We start from the raw sequence: 22,188 nt of genomic DNA, 5'->3' as shown, positions 1-22,188 counted from the left end.
TATATATGTAGATTTATTGGCTGATTAATTTTTAAGGGTTGCAGCAGCGAAGCGTCAGGTCCCTTGCTAAGGGTAGATCATGCAGTGCCGGGCGAAGCGTTGGAAATAAGCCGAGCATGCCATCGCGCCGCAGCGGCGAGAGCTATAAACTCGATCGCCAACATCGCGACGTGCGAGATCAGCACAGTGGTGTCGAGGAGTAGCACCGCCATAAGCAGGAGAAGCGTCACCGTCGCTGCACCGACAGCCGCACCGACCTTGAAGATGCGTAGCCAATCACGGTTTAGCAGCAGCCAGGCAAGGCAAAGGTGCCCAACGCCGAGTGAACTCCAAAGCAGGATCAGGGCTGGGATTGATCTAGCCTGCGTCCACCCGAGAACAGGATTTGCCGAAGCACCGGCCAACAGCGCTCCGCCGGGCACACCAGTCCCGACAAACAGAAAATCGATTACGCATGCAAGATGCACGGCCGCCATCGGTACGAACAGTCCAAGCCCAAGAGTATAGCTTGCCAATGTCAAGCGCCCGTCGCCATGTCTGTGCATGTCCCGCCACGCGGTAACAAGGCAGCCTGCTGCAAAAGCCATTTGCCGCTCGTCTTCCACCGCAATTTCGAACTCGGCCTGCATGGCAAGTGCCCACTCCCGGCGGCGGTCGCCTAGGGACGCGATCGCTATCGTCATCACGGCCCGAGGAAGAGCGAGCGTCATACGCGGACCGCTGCTGACAGATAAGCACTGGCAGGAGTAGTGACCTCTTGCGAGAATGCGAACCCCTTGGCGGTCAATCTATAAACATGTCGCGCGGGTCGGCCGAGCTGCACCGGCTCACGCCATTCAGCCTCGATAAGCCCTTGGTCTGCCATACGGATAAGCAGCGGATAGAGTGTGCCCGATAGAAGACCTGTCTCTTGCATCAGATCGTAACCGTGACGCCATTGCTGCGCCCGCGCGGACAATGCCTCCAGCAGGAGGAGCATCTGTTTCGAAGGGCGGCGATCACGGGGCATCGCACAATTCAACATAGGTAGAGTTTGATGTCAATTGCGGTGATGACGCACGGTCGCTGGCGTGGAATGCTTGTCACCAAAGCGTCGGCACCGAATGGTTGTTTCCTATTTCAAAGGCCGGGACGGGTTGGAACCCATGCGCCTTCCCGATCAACCATCCCATTCGGAAAAGCCGGGCAGATGATGCCGGCGCTTGGGCTTCGGGGCAAAATGAAGCATCAATGCCTCTATGGACGATGATCTGCCCGACTTTCGCACCCGCGCTTCGCTACGTGACGACCTGACACGTATCGGATTACGCGCGGGCGATACCGTCATGGTCCACGCCGCAATGAGCAAGGTTGGACCGCTTCTCAACGGACCCGATGCCCTGTCGAACGCCATCCTCGATGTGGTCGGCCCCGAAGGCACGATGCTTGTCTATACGAGCTGGGACAGCGTTCACGACGACCTGTTGGACGATGATGGCCGCGTCCTGGCCGAATGGCGCGACCATGTGCCGGGGTTTGACCAGCAAGCATCGCGAGCGGTGCGGATGAACGGCATCCTCGCCGAGTTCGTTCGGACAATGCCCGGTGCGCAACGGAGCGCCAACCCCGGTGCCTCTGTTGCGGCTGTCGGCAAGCTGGCCGACTGGATCACAGCCGATCACCGGCTCGACTATGGTTTCGGCGAGGACACCCCCTTGTCCAGGCTGGTCGAGGTTGGAGGTCGCGTTCTGATGGTGGGCGCACCGTGGGACACCATGACGCTGGTCCATCATGCCGATCACCTGGCTGACATACCCGGCAAGCAGACGATCCGGATCGAGGTGCCGTTTGCCGGCGCGCATGGCACGGAATGGCGGTTCATGGAGGAGTTTGAGACCGGCGATCCCGTCCATGAGGCTTTGCCCGAAAATTATATCGAGCAGATCGTGACGGCATACGTTGAGAGTGGCGGAGGGCATCAGGGACTGATCGGCACCGCGCCCTCGTTACTAGTCGATGCCCGTCCGACCCTGGCTTTTGCGATCCAGTGGCTTGAGGCATGGGCGGTCCAGCACGGGGAGGGTGCGATCGGGGTAGTTTAAGCGCCTTCCCGAATTCGTTCCCTTTCGGGAGGCTCTCAAGGTGCCAGAGCAACGGCCTGGCGCCTGCCCATCTTGCCAGTGCGCCGTTCGCGGACTTATTGGTAAGCTTGGACAGCGTTGGAATTTCCCATGAGCGTCACGAGCAATGTAGTCGCCGGACAGTGTCATTGCGGGGCGGTGCGATTTGAAGCATCGCTTAGCGACGGCTTCAACACGATCCGCCGCTGCACCTGTTCATATTGCCGGATGCGTGGCGCAGTCGCCGTTTCGGTTGAGATGGGCGGTATTAAGTTCATTCATGGCGAGGATGTTCTGACAAGCTACCGATTCAATACGGGGTCGGCTCAACACTTCTTCTGCTCTAAATGCGGAATCTATACCCATCATCAGCGTCGATCTAATCAGAACCAGTACGGCGTGAATGTCGCTACCTTAGACGGTGTAAGCCCATTTGACTTCGCCGATATACCGGTATTGGACGGCGTGAACCACCCTAACGATACGGGCGGGCCAACCCGGCGAGCGGGTACACTTCGCTTCATGCCTGCCGATTAGACCTTCGGCATCCGATTCCAGCTTCCCGTTTTCCGATCGTTTTGGGAAGTTCCGCCTCCCCTGCCCGCTGACACCGAGTTATCGCGACAAGCGGAACAGACCCCATCCGGCGAGACCGGCGATGATGCCCAGGAGGCCGCCCACGACATAGGCGGTGAACGCTCCCGAAGGGACGAACAGGCCGCCGGCGAGAAAGCCCGCAATCGTCGCGCTGCGCGTTGCGGTGACATAGATCGCGGCGACCTTGCCGTGCGTGTCAGATGCGGACTCCTGTTGCAGCATGGTCCGGACCGCGACATTGTGGACGCTGTTGGCCGCGCCACCCACGACAAAGGCGACGGCGACGCCGGCGAGGCTCGGAACGACGATGACGGGCATGACGCCGATCGCGAGCATCGACGTGCCCATGAGGGCGGCCGTGGCAAACGCCCATTTGGCGGGATGACGCTCGGCGATTTCACCCGCGAGCGCTGCGCCCAGCAGCATCCCGCCTGCCCAGAAGGCCGTCAGAACACCAAGCGCGGTAGCGCCTGCACTGAGCGAAACGGTTACGAGAAAGATAAAGGCGACATCGGCGATGGCGGTGGCGAACACCTCCAGGGTCAGCGCCGTGACCATGATGACGATGCGGCGATTGCGCAGCAGCGGCAGATATTCCGCGAGCAATGTCGGTTTCGCTTGCTGCTCACCATCTCCGGGCTGCGTCCGCCGCCTGATGCCGCTTCCCCAGATCACGAGCGCCAACAGGGCGAAGCTGCCGGCGTCGATCAGGAGGGCGTTGCGGGTGCCGCCCCAGGACACGAGAATGCCGCCGACAACCGGCCCCGCCAGCATCCCGGCGCTGCGAACGAACTCTAGACCGGCATTGGCCCGCGCCAGCGTCATGCCGAGGCCCTGGGCGAGGACCGGGATCAGCGCGAATGTTGCCGTGCCGCTGATTGCGAATAGCAGGCCGAGGATCGACGCGCCGACGATCGTGGCCGGGAGCGAGGCGCTGAAGGCAAGCCAGGCCACGATCGCAGCCTGCGCCAGCGATGCGAGGATCAGGATCACGCCGGCGTCGCGCCGGTCGGTCAGACGACCGATATAGGGTGCGGCAAGCAGCCCGGGGACGAGCTGCGCGATGAGCAGCAGGGGAATGGCCAGCGCCGCATGATCGCCGGCGGTGCGGAACATCAGGGTGATGAGCGTGATTTCGTCACCGATGGTGGAGAGTGTCAGCGCCGCCAGCAGCAGCCACCCCCATCCTTGTCGAAATCCAAATGTCATCATGGAGCTTTCATGGCGGCTCAGCGCCAGAGGCGAAACCCCATTCACGCCATGCCGGATTCACTCTCCATCCTATATATGATAATGTCCTTTATCATACACTCAAACGGAGCGCGCATGACAGAGGAACCACAAAGCGAAATCGTCGGCATATCCGATGCCGGCCTGGTGCTGCAGATCGACGGGCGCGAGGAGCTGGCGCTCTGGTCTGCGATATCGACGGTCCGCGCCGTGCTGGCGCTGGTCGATCGCACGAGCGACCAGCGCATTCCCGTGCTGATTGTCGCAATCATGGCGGGGGCCGACGAACGGGTCTTCGTTATCGGGGAAAGCGAGCCGCTCTGGCAACCGCTGGTATCTACCTTGCCCGAAGTCCTGCCGGGCACGCCGACCATCGAAATTTGGGGTGCGGAGCTGGCGGCTTCCGGCAAAGCAGTGCTCTTCGAGCGGTCAGGGGGCTTGCAATGACGCTGACGACCTCCCTCGTGCTGACCTATTTCGCGGGGGCTGCATAATGCGCGCGATACACGATAAGATCGAAGGCCCCTTCGCCATTGAAGAGGACATCGCCCTTTATGGCATGGTCGCCGGCGATGCGACGCTGCATCGGGGCATCCGGTTCATCCTCCATGGCACGATCGCCGGCAACTTCACGATCGAGACCGGCGCGCGCGCGATCATCCATGGCACGGTGGCGGGACGCATCTACAACGAAGGTGGCCGCGTCGAGATTTTCGGGATCGCCGATGCCGTCGTCAACGGGTCGCGCGATGCGATCACGATCATCGACCCCGCCGCCCATGTCCGGGGGCGACCCTGACGAGGCCGTTTAAACGCTACCGAGATCCAGCCCACACAGAGGGACAGCTTATGCACGAGGATGACGAGGACGCTTTTGCCGACAACCACGCCGAACGTGCCCAGGCCAGGGCGCTAGGCGAGCGGGCGCGCGACGGCGGTCTGCGGTTCGAGGCCTATCTTACCAGCGACCAGGCCGACTGGCTGTTGCAGCGGGTAGAGCGCGGCCTGTTCCATGATCCCTCCGAAGCGGTGTTCGCGATCGTTCAGAACTTCATCGAGTTGGAGCCGCACCGCGATTTGCGCGACGAGCTGTTACGCCGGATGCTAGATGTATCGGCCGCCGATCTGGAATCCTCCCGTCCCGCCGACGAGGTGTTCGATGAATTGCACCGGGAGCTGGCGAAGCCGCGCCCTGAGCCGGCGCGCTGGGAGAAGATCGCGCGATGAACCAGCTTGCCCCCCTCCCCTCGCCCACGCTGGCATTGCCGGCGCTGATCGCGGCGGCCGACGAACGCGCGCAGCTTCGCTTCCTTGAGTTCTTCGCCGTCACCATCCGCAATCCGCATACCCGCCGCGCCTATGCGCGCGCGGCCGGCGACTTCCTGGCCTGGGTAGCGGCGCGCGGGGTCACGTCGCTTGGGGGTGTGCAGCCGCTCCACGTCGGCGCGTGGATCGAGGCGCTGGGGGGCGAGATGAGCGCGCCCAGCGTCAAGCAGCAGCTCGCCGGCGTGCGCCGCCTGTTCGACTGGCTGGTGATGGGCCAGGTCATGCCGGTGAACCCCGCCGCGTCGGTGCGCGGACCGGCGCACAGCGTCCGGCGCGGCAAGACGCCAGTGCTGGCCCCCGACGAGGCGCGGCGGCTGCTCGACACGATCGACGTGGGCGTGCCGGCGGGATTGCGCGACCGCGCCCTGATCGGGCTGATGGTTTACAGCTTCGCCCGGATCGGCGCTGCGCTGTCCATGCGTGTCGAGGACGTTTTCATGCAGAACCGGCGGCTATGGGTGCGGCTGCATGAAAAGGGCGGCAAGCGCCACGAAATGCCCTGCCATCATAATCTTGAGGACTATCTGACCGCCTATATCGACGGCTGTGAGTTGCGTGAGGATCGCAAGGGGCCGCTGTTTCGCACGATCGCGCGCGGCACCAAGCGTCTCAGCGACACCCCCCTGCCCCAAGCCAACGCCTTTGCGATGGTGCGCCGGCGCGCGGGCGCGGCCGAGATCGGGACAGCGATCGGCAATCACTCCTTCCGCGCGACCGGGATCACCACCTATTTGAAGAATGGCGGGACGTTGGAGACGGCCGCGACGATGGCGAACCATAGCTCGACACGCACCACCCAGCTCTACGACCGGCGACCGGATGACGTGACGCTGGACGAGGTAGAGCGAGTGCTAATCTAGATCATGTGTAGGCGCGCGCCGATCCGAAGCGAGGCAGCGTGTGAATGAACATCAACGCTGATCGCGCGCGCAGGCGTCGTTTAAACGTGCCATGATAAAGGACATCAACTGAAAGCATGGCCTGCTTGCTGCTGCCGCTTTGCAAGCCCATAGATAACGACCTGGCTCCCTTCGAGCCGATCGCGCAGCGTGGCGATCGTCATGCCGGCGTCCCCTCAGTTTTGGCGGCGCTGCGCCGATTCCATAGGAAGCCGGCGACCAGCAACGCGACCATGACGAGCTGCGCCACGATCGTCTCCCGTGTCGGGTAGATCCCCAGTAGCTCGCTTCGGGGAAGCCCCGGCCACGGGGTAACGGGGAGATAGCCGGCTTCTTGCAGCGCCGCGCTCCCCTTGCCGATCAGGACGACGGCCAGCACCGCGATCAGCGCCGAACTGTAGGCGAAGAACTTGCCGATCGGCAGCGTGCGGCTGTAGCGCATCATCACGAAGGCGATCACCGCCAGCAGCACGACCGCCGCGACCGCGCCGGCTATCACCGCTCCGCCGTTCCCCTGTTCCCAAATCGCGGCATAGAACAGGATCGTCTCGAAAACCTCGCGATAGACGACGATGAAGGCCAGCAGGAACAGGAACCATGCCGACCGGCGGTTGAGCGCCTTGCTCAGCGTGTCGCGGATATAGCGTTGCCAGGCATCGGCGTTGCTCTTGCCGTGCATCCAGATTCCGACCCACAGCAGCACGATCGCCGCGAACACGCCGCCAAATCCTTCGGTCAGCTCGCGGCTCGCGCCGCTGATCGCGATCAGCCATGTCGCCGCCGCCCAGGTGGCGGCACCGGCGACGAGGGCAGCGACCCAACCGCCATGCACATAGGGCAGCATGTCGCGCCGATCGGCCTTGCTCAGGAAGGCGATCATGGCGACGACGATCAGCAGGGCTTCCAGCCCTTCGCGCGCGAGAATGGTGAACGCGGCCACGAAGCTCGACGTGGCGGACGCCTCGCTTGGCGCGAGCGCCGTTTCGGCGTCGGCGAACAGGCCGTCGAGCGTGGCGACGTGATCCTTGACCGTCGCGACCGGCTCCCCCTTGGCGATGCCGGCGCGCAGATCGGCCATTGCGCCCTCGATGCGGACCATCAGCGCATTGTCGCGTGCCGACAGCACGGCCTCGACCGGCTCGAATCCATCGAGATAGGCCGAAAGCGCCAGATCGGTCGCGGTCTTGCGATCACCACGGCCATAGGCGGCTAGGGCGTCGTCAAGCCGGGAGCGGGCCAGCACCAGCGTCCCCGCCGCTTCGACCGCGATCGTCGCTTCGGGATGGTGGCGCAGATAGGCCATGAGCTGGCGGGCCTTGTCGTCGCCGACTTGCGTCCCCAGCGCGGCGGGCGTCGTGCCGACCAGCTTTTCCAGATCGAGGCGCTTGCGAAGGTCGGCGTCGCCATCCCACAGCGCCTTGCCGGCCTCGCTCTCCGGATAGGCGATCGAACCAGCATAGAAGGCGAGCGCCCAGCGGTCTTGCGGGGGCAGATCGGCGAAGCTCACCATGCTCGTGCCGTCGAGTCCCTGTTCGATCACCTGATAGAGCGCGAAAACGCTGCGCTCGCGCGCCCGCGCTTCATCGGCGAACGCGATCGGTGCGGGATCGAGGCCACGGGCTTGCGGGCCATCGCCCTTGCCGGTCGCGCCGTGGCAGCTCGCGCAGTGCTGTGCATAGAGCGCCTTCCCGCGCGCCAAGTCGGGCGCGGCCGTCGGCGCGAGCGGAACCGGATAGGCTTTGATGAGGTCGGCGGCGAGGCCGCGCGCAGCGGTCGCGATGGCAGGAGCCGGGGCTTTCGCCGTGATGATCCGTTGTAGGTTGCCAGCTTGGCGTTCGAGGCCGGCGCGCGCCGACGACGTCGGCAGCTCGCCGATCAGCTTGGCGGCCGTCGCGGAGAATTCCTGCATTTCGGCATATTCGCCAGCGTTGGCGATCTTCCCGTCCGCGACTGCCTCGGGATAATCGACCGCGATATAGTCGAGGAGCCGCCACGCCGTTTGTGCGGGTGCGGTTTGAGCCACCGCAGGCGTGGCGAGCGACATGATGCTAAGGGCGGCGACGGCCAGCAACCCGAGCGTGAGCGGGCAATGCGTGTCGCGATTGCGGCTCATTAGCGGGGATAAGCTGCAAAGCAATCTGTTGAGCCACGAAACGAAGCCGCTTGCTGGCCCGTGCGTGGCGATCCGATGATTATCCATCCGAACGCCTCGTTTGCGCCGTCCGCCGGGAACGGCTATATTTCAAATGAACTTGAACTGTTGAGCGACAGATGGACGAAAATCAAGCACTCGCTGCCTTCGCCGCCTTTTCCAACCAAACCCGCCTCCGGATCGTCCGGTTACTTGTGGTGGCGGGTGCGGACGGACGGTCTGCCGGAGCGATCGGCGAGGCGCTGGGCGACACGTCCCCATCGCGCCTGTCGTTTCACCTCAATCAGCTTCAGCAATCCGGCTTGATCGAAAACCGGCGCGAGGGCCGGTCGATTATCTACAGTGCCATTTTAACGGCGTTGTCCGATCTTGTGGCGTTCCTCATGCACGATTGCTGCGAAGGGCATTGCCGTGTCTGCGACCAGGCCATTGCATTGTTCGCCAAATGCACCGGGCGGTCGACGCCTGCGGCGTCGCTGGCCGAGCAAAGATAGATGATCCGAGCGTTTCCTTTTTCTCACTCGCTTGCAGTAGAGCGATAGAAGTAACGACAAACAGGCGATAGCCGCCGCCCACCATGCGATTGGCGTCAGGTCGCAATGCGTCGATTATTTTGGCTCTGCTTCATTTGACGGGCTAGCGGTCTCACCTGGCCTCAATTCACGCATCAGGATTAGCTTCTTGGCCGGAATGTCGAGAATGAAATCTACTGTTGAAAGGATGCCTTGGCCAAGAAGGCCGTCCTGGCTTCCAGGCAACGGGCCGCTATTGTCGACCGGCGCTCCTTCGATCTTGGTGCCTGAAAAGGACAATGTGTTGCCGGTGATCCTTCGCCCTACGAGGTTGACGCCTTCAATGCGGGTACTATCGGCCCTCGTTGCCTTGCTATCGTCAGGGAAGATACGCTGCCATGCGGCGTCGGATAGCGTCACCACCCCATTCGACCCCAAATCGATCTGCAGGCGCACGGGCTGGCCGTTAATCTGCCCTTCGATCTGATCGCCGGCAACAAGCGGAATCTCACGGCTATGCATACCGGCCCGAGGCGTCGCGCTACCGGAAGGCACCAACATCAGAATATTTTGAGACGGGTGGATGCTGATCGCCAATTGGCCCAGCAGATCGCCGCCGAGGACGGCATCAAGCCGATGCTGCATCCGAGCAGACACCGCCGAAAAGTCAACAATAGCAGCAGCCCCGTCCAGGCGAAGCTGGTTGGGAGCTTCAATCGATACGCTCTCTGCTATCCCAAAGGGGACTTCCCCGGTGCCGGTGCGGGCTGCTTTGTCGGTTTCGCGTATGGTCAGGCCGATACGACGCGCAAAGGCCGCATCAACTGTTGTATGGCTAAAGCCATTATCGAGCGCTATTGTCGCTGGCACACCGTTGATCTTGCCTTGGAAGAAGATCAGCCCCTGAAAGCGTTCAAATGTAAGCGGCGTCCAGCCCTCGCTACGACCAACATAAGCAATATGACTAACATAAGTGAGTGTCGCTTGTTGTTCTGTCTGCAATGGCGGTGGTGCGTTCTGTGCGATCGCAGTGCTGCTAGTCATACCCAGAGCGAGTACGCTTGCAATATGGATGACGCGGGAGAACTGTGCACGGATAGGCATCAGGATAAATTCTCCAAATCTATTATCGTATTGTAATCGTTCATACGACAATCAGGTCAATCCTGTCGGTTGGATTGACGGATGCTCGCCAGCATCGCCCGCGCGCGTTCGACATTTCCGCCGTGCGGATTGGTCGCGATCGGGATCAGGGCTTGTTCGGCCGCCGCATATTGCTGCCTTGCCATGAGCGCCGTCGCCGCCTCGACGGCGATGTCGCCGACAAGTGGCGCCAGGGCATGCGCGGTCGTGAGTTGGGCAAGCGTCTCTTCGGATACCGTGGAACCATTGGCCGGCGCAGTCTGGGCGAGGCGGTAGATCGCAGTGTAATAGCCCGGATCGGCCGCCGCTGCGCGCGCGAACCAGGGCCGCGCAGCCGCGAACCTCTCGCCGCGAGCGGCTGCGTCCTTCCGCCCGGTGTAGAAGTCGCCCAGGCCCCGGAAGTAGAGCAATTCGGCATCGTTCGGCGCACTTTGCAGGAGCCGATCGATGGTCGCTATTCCAGCGGCTCGATCACCCGAACCGATTTCGGCGCGCGCCAGCACACGCTGGGCATAGGGATCATCTGGATACCGTGCGGCGACCGCTTTGATCGTCGCGAAGGTCGCTGTCTCGCGCGCCGGCTGCGGGATGCCGATCATCAACGCGGCCAGCGGCAGCAGGAGGTCGTCGGCCGCTGGCGACAGGGCGCGCATAGTCACGGCCACGTCGTCACCCGGCGGGCGCGCTATCACGCCATAGGCGATGCGGCCCGCCATGTAGCGCTTCAGCTCGGCTTCGAAGCCTTTGTGATCAATGCCGAACGCGGTCTGAAAGGCTTGCGCCTCAGCGACGCCCCGGTGAAGGTCGGCGAAGTAGCGCGTCAAAGCCTGCCGGCGCGTGTGGTCAGCAAACAGGTAATGCACGATCAGCCAGCTCTCGGCATAAAACTGGCCGGTCTGCTCCCGGCTGAGGCCACCGAGCTGGCCAGAGAAGATCCGGTCCACCGGCAGCCAGGTTCCGCGCAGCAGCGTGATGGCGCGACCCGGATTGTAGCGACCGACTTCGATCCGGTCGTCCGCAAAGCGAGCTGTCATCACATATTCGGCGAACCCCTCGCTATACCAGGCCGGATAGTAAGCAGGATAGTATCGCGTGGCGAAGTGGTGGGCATATTCGTGCAGCAGCACTTCCTCGCCGCCGACGCCGGGCCTGTCGCCGCGCACAGCAAAGGCGGCGGTGCCGCCGACGCGCGCGCGGTAGAAGCCTAGCACCCCATTTGGAACCGGCTCAACCTGGCTCAGCTTGGCGGCAGAGCCGACCAGATATACCCTCAGCGGGCTTGCGGATGGCGGGGCCGTCGTGCCCGTCAGCGTCCGGAGCAGCCGGTCATAATCCTCAAGGAGCTGGACCGAACGACGCAAGCCATCCTCGCCGCCGTCGCTGTACACGACGAAATTCGGGGACCGCGCTTCGATCCAGCGAGCCGATGCTGTCGAGGGCACCAACGCAAGCAGGGCGCAAATGGAAAAGTGAATCAGGCGCATCACCGATGGATGCGTCAGTTGCGAATGATTATCAACTCCATTGACAGTCAAGCGACCGCGAACAGGCACGCTACGCGATGCAGGCGGCTTCCGTCAGGCGGAGGCGACCGTCGAACAGGCCCAGCGATCATCCTCCCATTGGAATCCTACCCGCTGTGTGTTGCCGATCGCGGGCGGCTCGCCCTTGCGCCAGAAGGCGCGCATCTTGGCTCGATCATCCATATGAGCGTCGGCGACGATGGCGCGCGCGGCCTGGATGAACTGCCCATGCCCGAACACATAGACCAGCGATCCGGCAGGCATGGCCGCAAGGCGGGCCAGCGCCGCATCGCAGCGCCGTAGCATGGCGCTGAAACTTTCGGCCCCTTCCCCGTCGCAATAGGATGGATCGGCCGCACTCCAATAGCGTTCGAGGTGCGGCATCCGTTCGGCGCTGCGCGTGCCGTTCCAGCGCGCCGGTTGCAGATAGGTGAACTCCTCGATCGGCCACACTTCCACCGGCGCGTCGGGAAAGCGCGTGATCGTCGGTGCGGCCGTCTGCTGAGTCCGGGTGTAAGGCGACGTGACGATGAGGGCGGGCGCTCCGGTCCAGCTCGCCGCGACCTGGCGCGCCTGTTCATGGCCCCGCTGCGTCAGCTCGATCGTCGCGAGATCGTGACAGGGCAGGCCGGCATTGCCGGTGCTTTCGCCGTGGCGGATAAATATGGCCTTCATGGCTTCCCCCTTCATTGCTGGCGGAACGCTATCCAGACGATATACAAAAGATAGCCAAACAGTAGCGCTTCGCTTGCAATTCTTGTGTTCGCCAGGAAGCGGCAGGCTATTCGAACAGTTCCGAATGCGTGCCGGCGCGCACGAAGTTCACCAGATTTCCCTCGATCGTGTAGATGAGCAGGAAGTCGCCGCCGATATGGCACTCGCGATGATCGCTCCAATCGCCTTTGAGGGCGTGGTCCAGCCATTCCGGGCCAAGCGGCGCGTCGTTGGCGATAAGGAGCATCATCACTTCCTTGAGCTGCTTCATGTTGTAGCGCCCGCTGCGCGACAACCGCTCCCAATCCTTCGCGAACCGCTTTTCGTAAGACGCCTCTCGGGGGAGAGAGGCGCGCTTACTGCTGGCGGGCTTCTTGGTCGAGGGCATCAAACACTTCCTGAGGATCGGTGAAACGGGCGCGGCGGGCCTTCATCGTGGCGCGAGAGGCTTCGATGGCTGCCCGTGTTTCGGCGTTCGGCACTTTCAGCTCGAACGGCAAGGCATGATCCTTCGCGACCCGGGTGAGCGTCATGCGGACCACATCGGATACGGTCAGCCCCAGTTCGGCCAAGACGGCGGCGGCTTCATCCTTCAATGTTTCGTCGATGCGCGCACGCACGAAAGCAGTAGCGGCCATAAGAACCTCCTGTGATCCGTGTTCGATGTAGCTCAACTGAGCTACAATTACAACCATCGTGCGCCTGCCGCTTGCGCGGCACCGTGGCTCTAGTCGCTGCGCTCCCCAAGCCCGCACGCGGTCTTGGCCATTCGGTGACGATCCACATGGCGGGCGAGATCGCGTACGCGGATCTCGGGGACAAGGTGCCGGCGCTGGCCGGCATGTCGTTTGTTCAGTGGGGAGAGGACGTTCCGCCCCCCTCTCCCCAGCAACGGGAATAGACGGGCCGTGGCTCGCTCGGCTGGGCCTCGCTGCGCCCGCTCCACCCCGTCGATTCCCGCTGCCCCCCTCTCTCGCCGGCGTTCTTGGGCGTCCGTGTTCCGGCCGATGGCATGGCCATCGCCGGACAGGCGATTTGAAGGGAGTAGAGACGATGACCCACGACAACCGGGAAAGCTGGCTCAATCGGGTGGCGGCGGGCATGGCCCCGCTCTTCGAGGCGTTGGAAGCTCCCCTGCCCGACCGGGTGCGCGTGGCGATCGGCTTCACCAGCGCGGGAGCCAAGGGCAAGGCGATCGGCGAGTGCTGGGATAACCGGCTGAGCGCGGACGGCCATTTTGAAATCTTCATCCGTCCGGACCTTGCCCATGCGCCCGACGCCATGCCGGCACAGATCGCGGCCATCCTCGCGCATGAACTGGTCCATGCCGCTGTCGGCATCCCGGCAGGACATGGGAAGGCGTTTAAACGGGTCGCGCTTGGGTGGGGTTGGTCGGGCCGATGCGTGCCACCACTCCTGGCGATGCCTTCCTTGCCGCCATCGTGCCGATCCTCGATGTTGCTGGCCCCCTCCCCCATGCCCGTCTCGATACGGACGGCGAGTCCACCGCGCCGAAGAAGCAGAAAACCCGGATGCTCAAATGCGAGTGCGTGACGTGCGGCTATACCGTCAGGACCGTCCGCAAATGGCTGGAAGAGGCTGGAGCGCCGCTTTGCCCGATCGAGGACCATGGGGCCATGCGGCACGATCCGCTTGACGAGGATGACGATCCAGTGCCGGAGAGTGAGGGGTCCTAGAAATGTATATCACTGTGATGGACAGATCATGCTGGTTCGATTAACGACGGCAGGCAGAGTGAGGGCACTATGATATTGGTAGTCGGGAACACAAAGGGCGGCGTTGGCAAGACTACGCTCGCCGTCAACCTCGCGGTGGCCCGCGCGCTTGCCGGCCGCGACCTGTTGCTGGTGGACGGCGACGAGCAGGGAACCGCCCTCACCTTCACCCAGCTTCGCACCGAAGGTCTTGGCGAAGCCGGTTATACCGCCGTCGCCCTTACCGGCGCTGCGCTGCGCAGCCAAGTCCGCCAGCTCGCGCCCAAATATGACGATATCATCATCGACGTGGGTGGGCGCGACACCGGCTCGCTGCGCGCCGCGCTCACCGTGGCCGACACGTTGCTGGTGCCGGTGCAGCCCCGCAGCTTCGATGTATGGGCGCTCGATCAGGTCGCGACGCTGGTGGCCGAGGCGCGCGAGATCAACGAGGGGCTGCGCGCCGTTGCGATCCTCAATGGCGCGGACCCGCAGGGCGGCGACAATGAGGCGGCCTTGCAGATGATCGGCGACATCGAGGGGATCGAGGTGCTGCCCACATCGATCGTGCGCCGCAAGGCGTTCCCGAACGCGGCGGCCGAGGGCAGGGGGGTGCTGGAGCAATCGCCGCGCGACGCCAAGGCAGTCGATGAGCTGACCGCGCTGATAGGTGCGGTATTTGTATAGCATAATGATAGCGGAGTGAAGTGCGATGGCTATCGCTCGTAAACCGAATGGCAATCCGAAGCCGCCCATTGATGATGATGCGGCAGACGCCTTCATTGCCGGGGCCGTGAAACCGGCGACGCCGGCGATCGAGGCGGCGGCCGAGGACGGGCCGCGCAAGGCGCCGGTCATGCTGCGCTTTGACCGCGTGTTGCTGGCGAAGGTCGACAGCGCCGCGAAGCGGCGCGGCATCAGTCGTAGCGCGTGGATTCAGTTCACCGTGAGCAGGGCGCTCGACGCCGGCGAGGGGTGAAGCGCAGCGGATCGTAGCACGGCGCGCCAAAGGTGAGTTTTGGGGTAGGGGCTCACCGTTCGGCGGCGGGCAGGTTGAAATCCACCAGTACCGGCATTTCGGGGATACCGCCCCGCATCTTCGCCCGTCGCACGATACTGTGCTGATCGATCAGGTTTTGCGCGTCGCGGCGGCCGCTCGATGTTTTGGACATCCACAGCATCGCGACCTTTTCGACCTTGCGGCCCTTCTTGATCGGCGTGAAATCGACATAGAAGGGGCAGAGCTTGTTGATTTCCTCCTGGGCGACCTTGAGGCAATATTTGTTGAGATCGGCGAAGCGTTCGAGCTTGCCTTCGGGCACGTTGAGCAGCCCGCGCAGCTCCGCGATCGTGAATTCTTCGCTTTGCTTGTATTCGAGGCCGATCCGGCGCTCGATCATCTCATAGAGGCACAGCGCGTATTTCGACTCGAAACAATACATCACTTGCGTCTTGAGGCGTGCATAGACCTCGCTGTTGCGCAGTATCTCGATCAGCTCCTCGGGGATGCGATAGTGCAGGAAGCCGTCTTTTTCGAGGCTTTCGTCGCTGGGGCCGAGGAGCTGGACGCGGCGCTTGTAGCTCTTGCCGGCCTTGCGGATGGTGACGATCGCGATGGTGCCCATCAGGCGCAGCAGCGAGCTTTCGATGCGCTCATTGCCCTGGTGCGTGCCCTTGAGCGCCGTCTTGGCGATGCGATGGATGACCGGCTCGCCGATGCGCTCCCAAGCGTTGGCGATCAACAGATTGTAGATTCGGCGATCGGCGAGGGTGAGGGGGGTCAACTCGACAATATCGACCAGTTCGCCGGGTTTGACGATTTCCCCATAATTGGCCGGATCGAACGGATTTCCGCGCCCTTTTTGTGCGAGGGTGCGCGCCGGGGTATCGACCAGGGCAAGCTGTGCCTTCGCGCCGTTCAAAGGTGAGGTTGCGTGGGACATGCACTCACCTTAGCAGCAATGGTGAGCCAGACAATTCCTAAAACTCGCCGTTCGCCTGAGCGGTGAGGAGATACCCCAAAACTCACCGTCGATCAGGCGGCTACCCGAAAGCTCACCGGACTCGACCCCAACACTCACTTTTACCGGCCCCAAAACTCACCAAAGGCTACCCCAAGACTCACGCGACTCGACCCCAACACTCACTTTTCACGGGCATTTTCTTAGGTTTTCTGCGGGTTTGCAGACCCCTGAATCTTGAATCTAAGAAGAATTATTGAATTAGAAGGCGAACGGTGAGTTTTGGGGTAGCCATGCTTGTGGATAACTTGGCGCTCACCGCACCCACAGCTCCGAAAAGAAGAAGAAAAGCGCCGCCTCTTGGGGCTTCGCCCCGCCGGCTCGCGGCCTACGGCCGCCCCGGATCGCTAAAGCGATCCTCCCACCCGGCACCCCCATGATGAGCCGGCTTCGCCGACACGCTATTTGTTTTTTGATTGGTGACTGTTCAAACGCTGCTCCCTTCGCCCAATCATAGCGCCCAACGGAAACGTCGCAGATTGGCTTTCCAAAAAAGCCAGGCGGATAGGAGGCGATCCAATCGAGAGGACAGGGGAGGCCGAAACGTCGCTATAAGGACGATTTCCGGGCCGCTCAGCCTTGTTCCGGACTTCTGGTAGGTTGGGGAGGGGTCAAGCTCCAAGCGGCGCTTCACGGCCTTCCTGGGCAGCAGACTTCGCGGGTGAATATCCTCGTGGTATCACCCGCCGCGTCAATGCCTAGGCGCCGATCGCCAACGGTGAGTCCATACCCCAAAACTCACCTTTCGTGCGCCAGAGGCACCGACTCCACGATCAGGCCATTCTCATAGCGACGGACATCGCTGCGTAATAATAGCGATACGCAATCATATCGATATACATACGGTAGCAATTAAGATCGCACTTTATCCGTAGAGCGCCCGTTGACGATATCCCGCAAACCGTCAGCGCGCCCAGGACCAGTCACCCCGGGTCTTGCCGAAAGGCGACCGTCACCAGTCGATCGCTTGGAGATCGGGCCACAGGGCTTTCCAGCGCGCGAGCTTCGCCTCGTAGATCGCCTCCGTGATTTGTGCCCGGTTCGGCCGCACGACAGGGGCGAAAAGGTCGGCCAGGCCGAACGGTGTGATGATGTCGAGACCGCCGACACCGGGCTGCACGCCGATCGCGGCCGAGGTGGTCGGGAAGGTGGCGATGGCTTGGGCCGCCGAGTCATAGGGCGGGATCGCGTAACCGAAGCGGCCTTCATACCAGAGATGGACGCGCGCCTGGTTCTTGAGGTCGATGCGGACCGGCATGTCGGCGAAGATGCGGCCGATCCGCGCCGCGTGCGCGACCTCCGCCTCTTCCGAAAGGTCCGAGGCGTCGAAAAAGACGAGATCGACATCGGCGATCCCATGCGCGGCGGGAAAACCGAACGCCTCGTTCCAGCGGGCCTGGGCGATGGCGCTGCCCGACAACCAGCAATCGGGCAGCGCCAGTTCCTGCCAGCGTGCGATGATGGACGCGAGATAGGGGTGACCAAGGACCAGCGCCGTGAGGCGGTCCCGATCGTCGGCGGAAGGCCGTTTAAACGGCTTCATGCCTTGTCGAACCTGCCGGCGAACTCGCGATCGGCAAAATAGCGCAGCTTGGTGGCGACGATCGGACGCTGCCCGGCGAGAAACAGGAGCTGGAGATCCTCGCGCAGCGTGCGGACCTCATCGGGGGTGAGCAGGGGGCGGCCGACATGCTGCGCGCCGAAGGATATGCCGGTTTCCTCCGCGTCGATCGCGCGGCTCATCGTCTCGAACACGACCGTTTCCTGGCCGAGCAGATCGGAAACCAGCTTCGCGCTGTCATGATCGTTGACCCCGAACACCTGCAGGACGCCGGCATTCGACAGGAAGGTGCCGGCGCGGCGCTCGTAGAGCGCGCGGAGCTGGTGGACGTCCTGCAGGATCGGCCAGAGCTGGATGCCGTAGCCGGCCATCAGGCCCATGGCGCGCTCGACAGGTTCGAGGCGGCCCAATGCTGCGAACTCGTCGAGCAGGAACAGCACGGGACTTGTCGCGGACGCCGGAGCGCGGGCCAGCTCGGTCAATCCTTGTGCGAGCATCAGGCGCAGCCAGCGGGCATAGGTGGCGAGCCGGTCGGGCGGCAACACCAGATAGACGGTGGTGGACCGCGCCTTCACGTCGGCGAAGGTGAAATCCGAGTGTCCCAGCACTGTCGTCATGCGTGGGCTGTCGAGAAAATGGGTATGGCGCTGCGCGGCCGACAGCACGCCGGCGGCTTCACGATCGGACTTGCCAAGGTGACGGTTGGCGGCGCGCGCGGCAAGGCCGCCCTGCGCCTGCATATCGGCGAGCTGGGCGGCGAAAGCGGCGGGCGCGAGGGTGAGGCGGTCGCGCAGCGTGGCGAGGGTCCGCATCGCCGGCGGCTCCTGGCAGACGATCGAGAGGATGAGCCCCGAGATCAGCGCCCGGGCTTCCTCGTTCCAGTGCGCGTCACCGGCTTCTCCCGGTGCGTCGTAGACCAGCGCGTCGGCGAGCGTCATGCAGTCGTCGGCGAGATCGAGGCCGGCAGGGTCGATGCGATCGAGCGGATTGAACGCGGCGGAGGGCAGGCCGGTGACGCCGAACGGATCGAGGACATGGACCGGACCGAAGCTGGCGCGGTGGCGGGCGGTGATGCGGGCGTTCTCGCCCTTGGGGTCGATGCAGACGACCGGGCCGGGATAATCGAGCAGGTTGGGGATGATCGTGCCCACGCCCTTGCCGGTGCGGGTCGGCGCGATGGTCAGCAGATGGGCGGGACCGGCATAGCGCAGCAGCTTGCCCGATTTTCGGTCGCGGCCGATCAGCAGGCCTTCGCCCTGGGCGAGCGGGCGGGCCTCACGATCCGTGGCGAAGCGGGCCGAGCCGTGGGTGTCGTCAGCGGTGGGACCGCCATATTTCAGGATCAGGGGCTGGAAGAGCGCGCGCAGGCCGATGAGGATGACGACGATCACCGTCAGCATCATGATGATCTGATAGATGTTGGAATCAGGCGACAGACCGAGCAGCTTGCCGAGGATAAGCGGCATGCCCAGGCCCAGCACGATGCCGGTGGCGAGGATCAGGACCAGGACGCCGAACAGATGGCGGATGAGTGCGATCGGGCTGAGCGTCAGCGCCGTGATCGCCCAGATCGGATTCTGGCGCGATATGCGGGCGAGATTGCGGATCGCGCGGCCGAGCTGACGCAGCCACTCCATCGTCAGGATGCCCCTTTGCTGTCGTCTCGCGCCTTGATCGCTTCATCGAAACTGGTGAAATATTCCTGCACCGGCACGCCGGGGGGCAGGGTGTTGGCGTGGTCCAGCACTGCGGCGATATAGTCGCTGCCGGACAGTTCCCCGGAAACGAAACGGGCGTTCAGCGGCTCCGTCTCCGGGGAGAAGGAGCCGCCTGACAGTTCGGTACTGGTCCGTGCGAAATCGATCGCCCGTTGGCGCTGGGCGCGTTCTTCCTCGGGAATGAGGCGATCATTCATCGGCTGATCCTCCCTCCTCGGGCACGGAAATATGGATGATGCCCGGCGCGGCGGCGATGGCGTCCACCAGGCTATCGACGGTTTCCATGCGGTGGCTGGGCCAGTCGCGTGAGACGGTGACATAGCCGGCGTCGGTCTGGACGTTGATGGTCGCGGTAGTGGGCAGCAGGTCGAGCAGCGAGGCGAGCCTGTCCTGAATATCGGGGGTGATGCGATCGATACCCGGCCCCACCATCAGAAGTTGCCAGGAAAGGCGTGAGGCGTCAGTCATGTTGTTCTCCCATCCGTGCGTGGACGAAGCGAACCCGTTCGGCGATCGGGGCGAGGGGGAGCGTCACCAGCTCGTAGCCGAGACCGGCATAGACCGTGACCATCGCCTCATAGGTCGCCTGTGCTTCCGCAAAGTCCTGTTTCCGCTCCGCGTCCTGCCCAAATATCTCGCGCCAGGGCGGGGCGATGAACACGCGGCGCTGATAGCGGAACAGGTCGGCGGCCTGGCTGACATGGGCCGGGACTGGAAGACCACACAGGCGCAGATAGCCAATCACATCGGGAACGCCGCGATCGAAGATGACCGGCCCCGCACGGTCATGGGCCTCATTCCAGGAGCGCAATTCCCACCCCAGCATCAATTCCGCATAGGCGGCGCGATCGGCCCAGGGGAGGGCGGTGCCGCCGATCGCGACCTGATCGCGGATGATGGCGCGACCGGCCTCTGGCATGTGGTGGACGCCTTGCGCTGCCAGTGCGTCGATCAGGGAGGTTTTGCCCGAGCCGGGGCCGCCGGTGATGATATGGAAATCGGGGCGTGCGGCCATGTATCAGCCCTCCAATGTTGCCAGCCACAGGGTCGGAGCTGAGCCACCCGGTTCGGCCTTGATATAGGTGATGGCCGAAAAGCCGGCGGCGGCGAGCCGTTCGCGATATTCTTCCTGTCCGAGGCTGGCATGAAACAGCGGTTCGCCCTGCCATTCGCCCCATGCCTCCCCGACTTCGGGGCCGGATGTGAACATGATTGCGCCGCCAGGTGCGGCGAGCTTGGCGAAACGCGGTATCATCGCCCGCTGGTCGTCCTGGCTCAGATGAAAGAAGCTGTGCCACGCGATGATCCCGCCAAAGCGGTGGGGGGACACGAAGCATCGCATGTCGCCGACGATCCAGTTGCCATCCGGCAGTGTCGTGCGGGCATGGTCGATCAAGCCGGGGGCGCTGTCGAGGCCGGTGACGGCGAAGCCCCGGCGCAACAGTTCGGCACCGATCGGCGCGCCGCCGCCGCAGCCGAGATCAAGAATCGTAGCACCGGGTGCGAGGCGGGCGGTGAACAGGTCCAGCCATTCGGCCTCGATGAGATCGGTCCCGCGTGCAGTCAGCCATGCGGACGCCGTTCGCTCGTAAAGGGGAACGATATTGGCGGCTCCGGTCTCCGGATCGCTCATGGCGTTGTTTCCTGTGCTTCCAGCTCCGCGTCGAACGCGCGTTTGCCGCGCCGCTTCCAGAGAGCGAGCATATCGCCATCCTCACGCGCCTTTGTCGCCAGTTCGAGCATCGCACCGTAGAGGGTGGCGCGATCGTCGTCGGCGAGATCGACAAGGCCGGCCTTTTGGACAAGGCCGCCCAGCTCGATCAGGTGGCGGGTGCGTTCCCTGCGTTGCACAACCCATTCCCTCGTATCGGTGCGGCGCTGTCCGGCCTCAGCCCTACGAACCGCCTGTTGGAGTTTCGCCTGCGTCCTGGCCATCGCCTGCATTGCCCTTGCCAGCCTTGCGCCCGCGCCGCTGAAAGAAGGCCGCGCCATCAGAGCGCCACGCCTCCCGATTTTCCGCGACCTGCGCCTCGCCGATGACATGCAGCAGCGCGCCGGCCAGCACTTCGGCGTCGAGCGTATCGGCACCCGTCGCCATCACCAGTTCACCGAGTTGCTGGACTTTCTTCGCCTTCAATGCCCTGGCCTTGTCGCCGAGCGCTTTCAGCTCCGCATCATAGTCACGCACCTTACGCATGAGAAATCGCTCCGACAGTGAGGATGAGGGCGACGGGAAAAAGGGCAGCGAACAGGACGGTGCCGATCATCCACCACCCAGCGCGAGGATGGGCCATATTGAGCGTCCAGCCCAATGCGGGGTTGCGCTTGGGCACCCACAGGCGCGGATCGGCCTTGGCGAAATAGCAACCGAGCAGGCCGTCCGACCAATGAGCAGGATCGCGCCAGAGCGCATCGAATTGCGGGCTGTTGTTCGCTGCCATCACGTTCCTTTCACGCACGTCGATGAAGCAGGATCGTAGCACAACACGTACTTGAGGAAACCGGCGGCATCCGAAAATGCGGCGAAGTCAATCACAGGAACGGCAGAGAGTGTGAGTGCGCGCTTATACGTCGTTGCCGACGTGCGCTCAGAAAGGCATTATAGCGACCGTCATGGCGATCTACCACTTCTCGGCCAAGGTCATCAGCCGCGCCAACGGATCGAGCGCGGTTGCGTCGGCCGCCTATCGTTCAGCGTCCGAGCTGCACGACGAGCGGCTTGGGCGCAATCACGATTTCTCGAACAAGGCCGGCGTCGTCCATTCCGAAGTGCTGCTGCCCGAAGGTGCACCGGAGCGTTTAAACGACCGCGCCACCTTGTGGAATGAAGTCGAGGCGGGCGAGAAGCGCAAGGATGCGCAGTTGGCCCGCGAGGTCGAGTTCTCGATTCCCAGAGAGATGAACCAGAGCCAAGGCGTTCAGCTCGCGCGCGATTTCGTCGAAAAGCAGTTCGTGGAACGCGGCATGGTCGCGGACCT

29 protein-coding genes and 1 pseudogene are annotated in these 22,188 nt (G+C 63.3%); 11 read left to right on the top strand and 19 right to left on the bottom strand.

What is annotated here, in order from left to right:
* Nucleotides 1-77: 77 nt before the first annotated feature.
* Nucleotides 78-683 (bottom strand): hypothetical protein, encoded by a 606-nt coding sequence (locus tag HHL08_RS23755; RefSeq protein WP_169575390.1) that lies wholly within the window; start codon nucleotides 681-683, stop codon nucleotides 78-80.
* A gap of 23 nt (nucleotides 684-706) precedes the next feature.
* Nucleotides 707-979 carry a PadR family transcriptional regulator gene (locus tag HHL08_RS23750; RefSeq protein ID WP_169575399.1) on the bottom strand — a complete coding sequence of 91 codons (273 nt, stop codon included), beginning with the start codon at nucleotides 977-979 and terminating at the stop codon, nucleotides 707-709.
* A gap of 259 nt (nucleotides 980-1,238) precedes the next feature.
* Between HHL08_RS23750 and aac(3) the strand changes: the two genes are divergently transcribed.
* Nucleotides 1,239-2,081 carry an aminoglycoside 3-N-acetyltransferase gene (aac(3), locus tag HHL08_RS23745; protein WP_169575389.1) on the top strand — a complete coding sequence of 281 codons (843 nt, stop codon included), beginning with the start codon at nucleotides 1,239-1,241 and terminating at the stop codon, nucleotides 2,079-2,081.
* Between the two features lie 129 nt (nucleotides 2,082-2,210).
* A complete protein-coding gene (locus HHL08_RS23740) occupies nucleotides 2,211-2,636 on the top strand; it encodes a GFA family protein (protein ID WP_169575388.1) in 426 nt (141 codons plus the stop codon).
* Between the two features lie 78 nt (nucleotides 2,637-2,714).
* On the opposite strand, the gene HHL08_RS23735 is transcribed toward HHL08_RS23740, so the two are convergent.
* Entirely contained in the window at nucleotides 2,715-3,908 is a 1,194-nt protein-coding gene (locus HHL08_RS23735) for an MFS transporter (protein WP_235955273.1), read from the bottom strand.
* 114 nt (nucleotides 3,909-4,022) lie between these two features.
* Here HHL08_RS23735 and HHL08_RS23730 point away from each other — a divergent pair, with 114 nt between their 5' ends.
* Genes HHL08_RS23730 through HHL08_RS23715 form a run of 4 tightly spaced genes read left to right on the top strand, consistent with a single transcriptional unit; the run spans nucleotide 4,023 to nucleotide 6,112 of the window.
* A complete protein-coding gene (locus HHL08_RS23730; RefSeq protein ID WP_169575387.1) occupies nucleotides 4,023-4,373 on the top strand; it encodes a hypothetical protein in 351 nt (116 codons plus the stop codon).
* A 46-nt stretch (nucleotides 4,374-4,419) separates the two neighbouring features.
* Entirely contained in the window at nucleotides 4,420-4,725 is a 306-nt protein-coding gene (locus HHL08_RS23725) for a hypothetical protein (RefSeq protein WP_169575386.1), read from the top strand.
* 50 nt (nucleotides 4,726-4,775) lie between these two features.
* The gene (locus HHL08_RS23720; RefSeq protein WP_169575385.1) at nucleotides 4,776-5,153 is read left to right on the top strand and encodes a CopG family transcriptional regulator; all 378 of its coding nucleotides are present in this window, start codon (nucleotides 4,776-4,778) and stop codon (nucleotides 5,151-5,153) included.
* A complete protein-coding gene (locus tag HHL08_RS23715; RefSeq protein WP_169575384.1) occupies nucleotides 5,150-6,112 on the top strand; it encodes a tyrosine-type recombinase/integrase in 963 nt (320 codons plus the stop codon). The genes HHL08_RS23720 and HHL08_RS23715 overlap by 4 nt, the downstream gene beginning before the upstream one ends.
* Nucleotides 6,113-6,311: 199 nt before the next feature.
* Here the strand turns inward: HHL08_RS23715 and HHL08_RS23710 are convergent, their stop codons facing one another.
* A complete protein-coding gene (locus HHL08_RS23710) occupies nucleotides 6,312-8,264 on the bottom strand; it encodes an FTR1 family protein (RefSeq protein ID WP_235955272.1) in 1,953 nt (650 codons plus the stop codon).
* A gap of 158 nt (nucleotides 8,265-8,422) precedes the next feature.
* On the opposite strand from HHL08_RS23710, the gene HHL08_RS23705 reads away from it, so the two are divergent.
* A complete protein-coding gene (locus HHL08_RS23705) occupies nucleotides 8,423-8,797 on the top strand; it encodes an ArsR/SmtB family transcription factor (RefSeq protein ID WP_169575382.1) in 375 nt (124 codons plus the stop codon).
* A 114-nt stretch (nucleotides 8,798-8,911) separates the two neighbouring features.
* Here the strand turns inward: HHL08_RS23705 and HHL08_RS23700 are convergent, their stop codons facing one another.
* From HHL08_RS23700 to HHL08_RS23680, 5 genes are all read right to left on the bottom strand, one after another.
* Nucleotides 8,912-9,919, bottom strand: a complete 1,008-nt coding sequence (locus tag HHL08_RS23700; RefSeq protein WP_169575381.1) for an aspartyl protease family protein — start codon at nucleotides 9,917-9,919, stop codon at nucleotides 8,912-8,914.
* Nucleotides 9,920-9,975: 56 nt separating this feature from the next.
* Nucleotides 9,976-11,442: a tetratricopeptide repeat protein gene (locus tag HHL08_RS23695; RefSeq protein ID WP_169575380.1), complete on the bottom strand. Its 1,467-nt coding sequence runs from the start codon at nucleotides 11,440-11,442 to the stop codon at nucleotides 9,976-9,978.
* A 93-nt stretch (nucleotides 11,443-11,535) separates the two neighbouring features.
* Nucleotides 11,536-12,156 (bottom strand): histidine phosphatase family protein, encoded by a 621-nt coding sequence (locus HHL08_RS23690; protein WP_169575379.1) that lies wholly within the window; start codon nucleotides 12,154-12,156, stop codon nucleotides 11,536-11,538.
* Nucleotides 12,157-12,262: 106 nt separating this feature from the next.
* Nucleotides 12,263-12,583: a type II toxin-antitoxin system YafQ family toxin gene (locus tag HHL08_RS23685; RefSeq protein WP_169575378.1), complete on the bottom strand. Its 321-nt coding sequence runs from the start codon at nucleotides 12,581-12,583 to the stop codon at nucleotides 12,263-12,265.
* The gene (locus tag HHL08_RS23680; protein WP_007684554.1) at nucleotides 12,552-12,833 is read right to left on the bottom strand and encodes a type II toxin-antitoxin system RelB/DinJ family antitoxin; all 282 of its coding nucleotides are present in this window, start codon (nucleotides 12,831-12,833) and stop codon (nucleotides 12,552-12,554) included. The genes HHL08_RS23685 and HHL08_RS23680 overlap by 32 nt, the downstream gene beginning before the upstream one ends.
* Nucleotides 12,834-13,248: 415 nt before the next feature.
* Here HHL08_RS23680 and HHL08_RS23675 point away from each other — a divergent pair.
* The 3 genes and pseudogenes from HHL08_RS23675 to HHL08_RS23665 all read left to right on the top strand — a co-directional run bounded on the left by HHL08_RS23675 (nucleotide 13,249) and on the right by HHL08_RS23665 (nucleotide 14,889).
* Nucleotides 13,249-13,892: pseudogene (locus tag HHL08_RS23675) on the top strand (transcription elongation protein SprT).
* Between the two features lie 69 nt (nucleotides 13,893-13,961).
* Nucleotides 13,962-14,597 carry an AAA family ATPase gene (locus tag HHL08_RS23670; protein WP_017183076.1) on the top strand — a complete coding sequence of 212 codons (636 nt, stop codon included), beginning with the start codon at nucleotides 13,962-13,964 and terminating at the stop codon, nucleotides 14,595-14,597.
* A gap of 25 nt (nucleotides 14,598-14,622) precedes the next feature.
* Nucleotides 14,623-14,889, top strand: coding sequence for a hypothetical protein (locus HHL08_RS23665; RefSeq protein WP_169575377.1), 267 nt, complete (start codon nucleotides 14,623-14,625; stop codon nucleotides 14,887-14,889).
* A 52-nt stretch (nucleotides 14,890-14,941) separates the two neighbouring features.
* Here the strand turns inward: HHL08_RS23665 and HHL08_RS23660 are convergent, their stop codons facing one another.
* The 10 genes from HHL08_RS23660 to HHL08_RS23615 form a co-directional block, all read right to left on the bottom strand.
* Nucleotides 14,942-15,853, bottom strand: coding sequence for a replication initiation protein (locus tag HHL08_RS23660; RefSeq protein WP_026002374.1), 912 nt, complete (start codon nucleotides 15,851-15,853; stop codon nucleotides 14,942-14,944).
* Nucleotides 15,854-16,883: 1,030 nt separating this feature from the next.
* Nucleotides 16,884-17,474 (bottom strand): nucleotidyltransferase family protein, encoded by a 591-nt coding sequence (locus HHL08_RS23655; RefSeq protein ID WP_169575376.1) that lies wholly within the window; start codon nucleotides 17,472-17,474, stop codon nucleotides 16,884-16,886.
* Entirely contained in the window at nucleotides 17,471-19,129 is a 1,659-nt protein-coding gene (locus tag HHL08_RS23650) for a type IV secretory system conjugative DNA transfer family protein (RefSeq protein WP_169575375.1), read from the bottom strand. Before HHL08_RS23650 ends, HHL08_RS23655 begins: the two co-directional genes overlap by 4 nt.
* A 2-nt stretch (nucleotides 19,130-19,131) precedes the next feature.
* Nucleotides 19,132-19,407: an antitoxin VbhA family protein gene (locus tag HHL08_RS23645; protein ID WP_169575374.1), complete on the bottom strand. Its 276-nt coding sequence runs from the start codon at nucleotides 19,405-19,407 to the stop codon at nucleotides 19,132-19,134.
* Nucleotides 19,400-19,678, bottom strand: a complete 279-nt coding sequence (locus tag HHL08_RS23640) for a hypothetical protein (protein ID WP_169575373.1) — start codon at nucleotides 19,676-19,678, stop codon at nucleotides 19,400-19,402. Before HHL08_RS23640 ends, HHL08_RS23645 begins: the two co-directional genes overlap by 8 nt.
* Complete coding sequence (locus HHL08_RS23635) at nucleotides 19,671-20,225, bottom strand: AAA family ATPase (protein WP_169575372.1); 555 nt, start codon at nucleotides 20,223-20,225, stop codon at nucleotides 19,671-19,673. Before HHL08_RS23635 ends, HHL08_RS23640 begins: the two co-directional genes overlap by 8 nt.
* Nucleotides 20,226-20,228: 3 nt before the next feature.
* The gene (locus HHL08_RS23630; RefSeq protein ID WP_169575371.1) at nucleotides 20,229-20,843 is read right to left on the bottom strand and encodes a class I SAM-dependent methyltransferase; all 615 of its coding nucleotides are present in this window, start codon (nucleotides 20,841-20,843) and stop codon (nucleotides 20,229-20,231) included.
* Nucleotides 20,840-21,061, bottom strand: a complete 222-nt coding sequence (locus tag HHL08_RS26045) for a conjugal transfer protein TraD (RefSeq protein ID WP_169575370.1) — start codon at nucleotides 21,059-21,061, stop codon at nucleotides 20,840-20,842. The genes HHL08_RS23630 and HHL08_RS26045 overlap by 4 nt, the downstream gene beginning before the upstream one ends.
* A 43-nt stretch (nucleotides 21,062-21,104) precedes the next feature.
* On the bottom strand, nucleotides 21,105-21,407 hold the full coding sequence (locus tag HHL08_RS23620) for a conjugal transfer protein TraD (RefSeq protein WP_169575369.1): 303 nt from the start codon (nucleotides 21,405-21,407) through the stop codon (nucleotides 21,105-21,107).
* Nucleotides 21,400-21,651: a DUF5808 domain-containing protein gene (locus HHL08_RS23615; RefSeq protein WP_169575367.1), complete on the bottom strand. Its 252-nt coding sequence runs from the start codon at nucleotides 21,649-21,651 to the stop codon at nucleotides 21,400-21,402. Before HHL08_RS23615 ends, HHL08_RS23620 begins: the two co-directional genes overlap by 8 nt.
* Before the next feature lie 172 nt (nucleotides 21,652-21,823).
* Between HHL08_RS23615 and HHL08_RS23610 the strand changes: the two genes are divergently transcribed.
* A partial coding sequence (locus HHL08_RS23610) for a MobA/MobL family protein (RefSeq protein WP_169575368.1) occupies nucleotides 21,824-22,188 on the top strand: 365 nt, incomplete at its 3' end.

It is taken from the genome of Sphingobium psychrophilum (genome assembly GCF_012927105.1).
Taxonomy (GTDB): domain Bacteria; phylum Pseudomonadota; class Alphaproteobacteria; order Sphingomonadales; family Sphingomonadaceae; genus Sphingobium; species Sphingobium psychrophilum.
The sequence above is the reverse complement of the archived record's forward strand: the minus strand, read 5'-3'. Positions and strand labels throughout refer to the sequence as shown.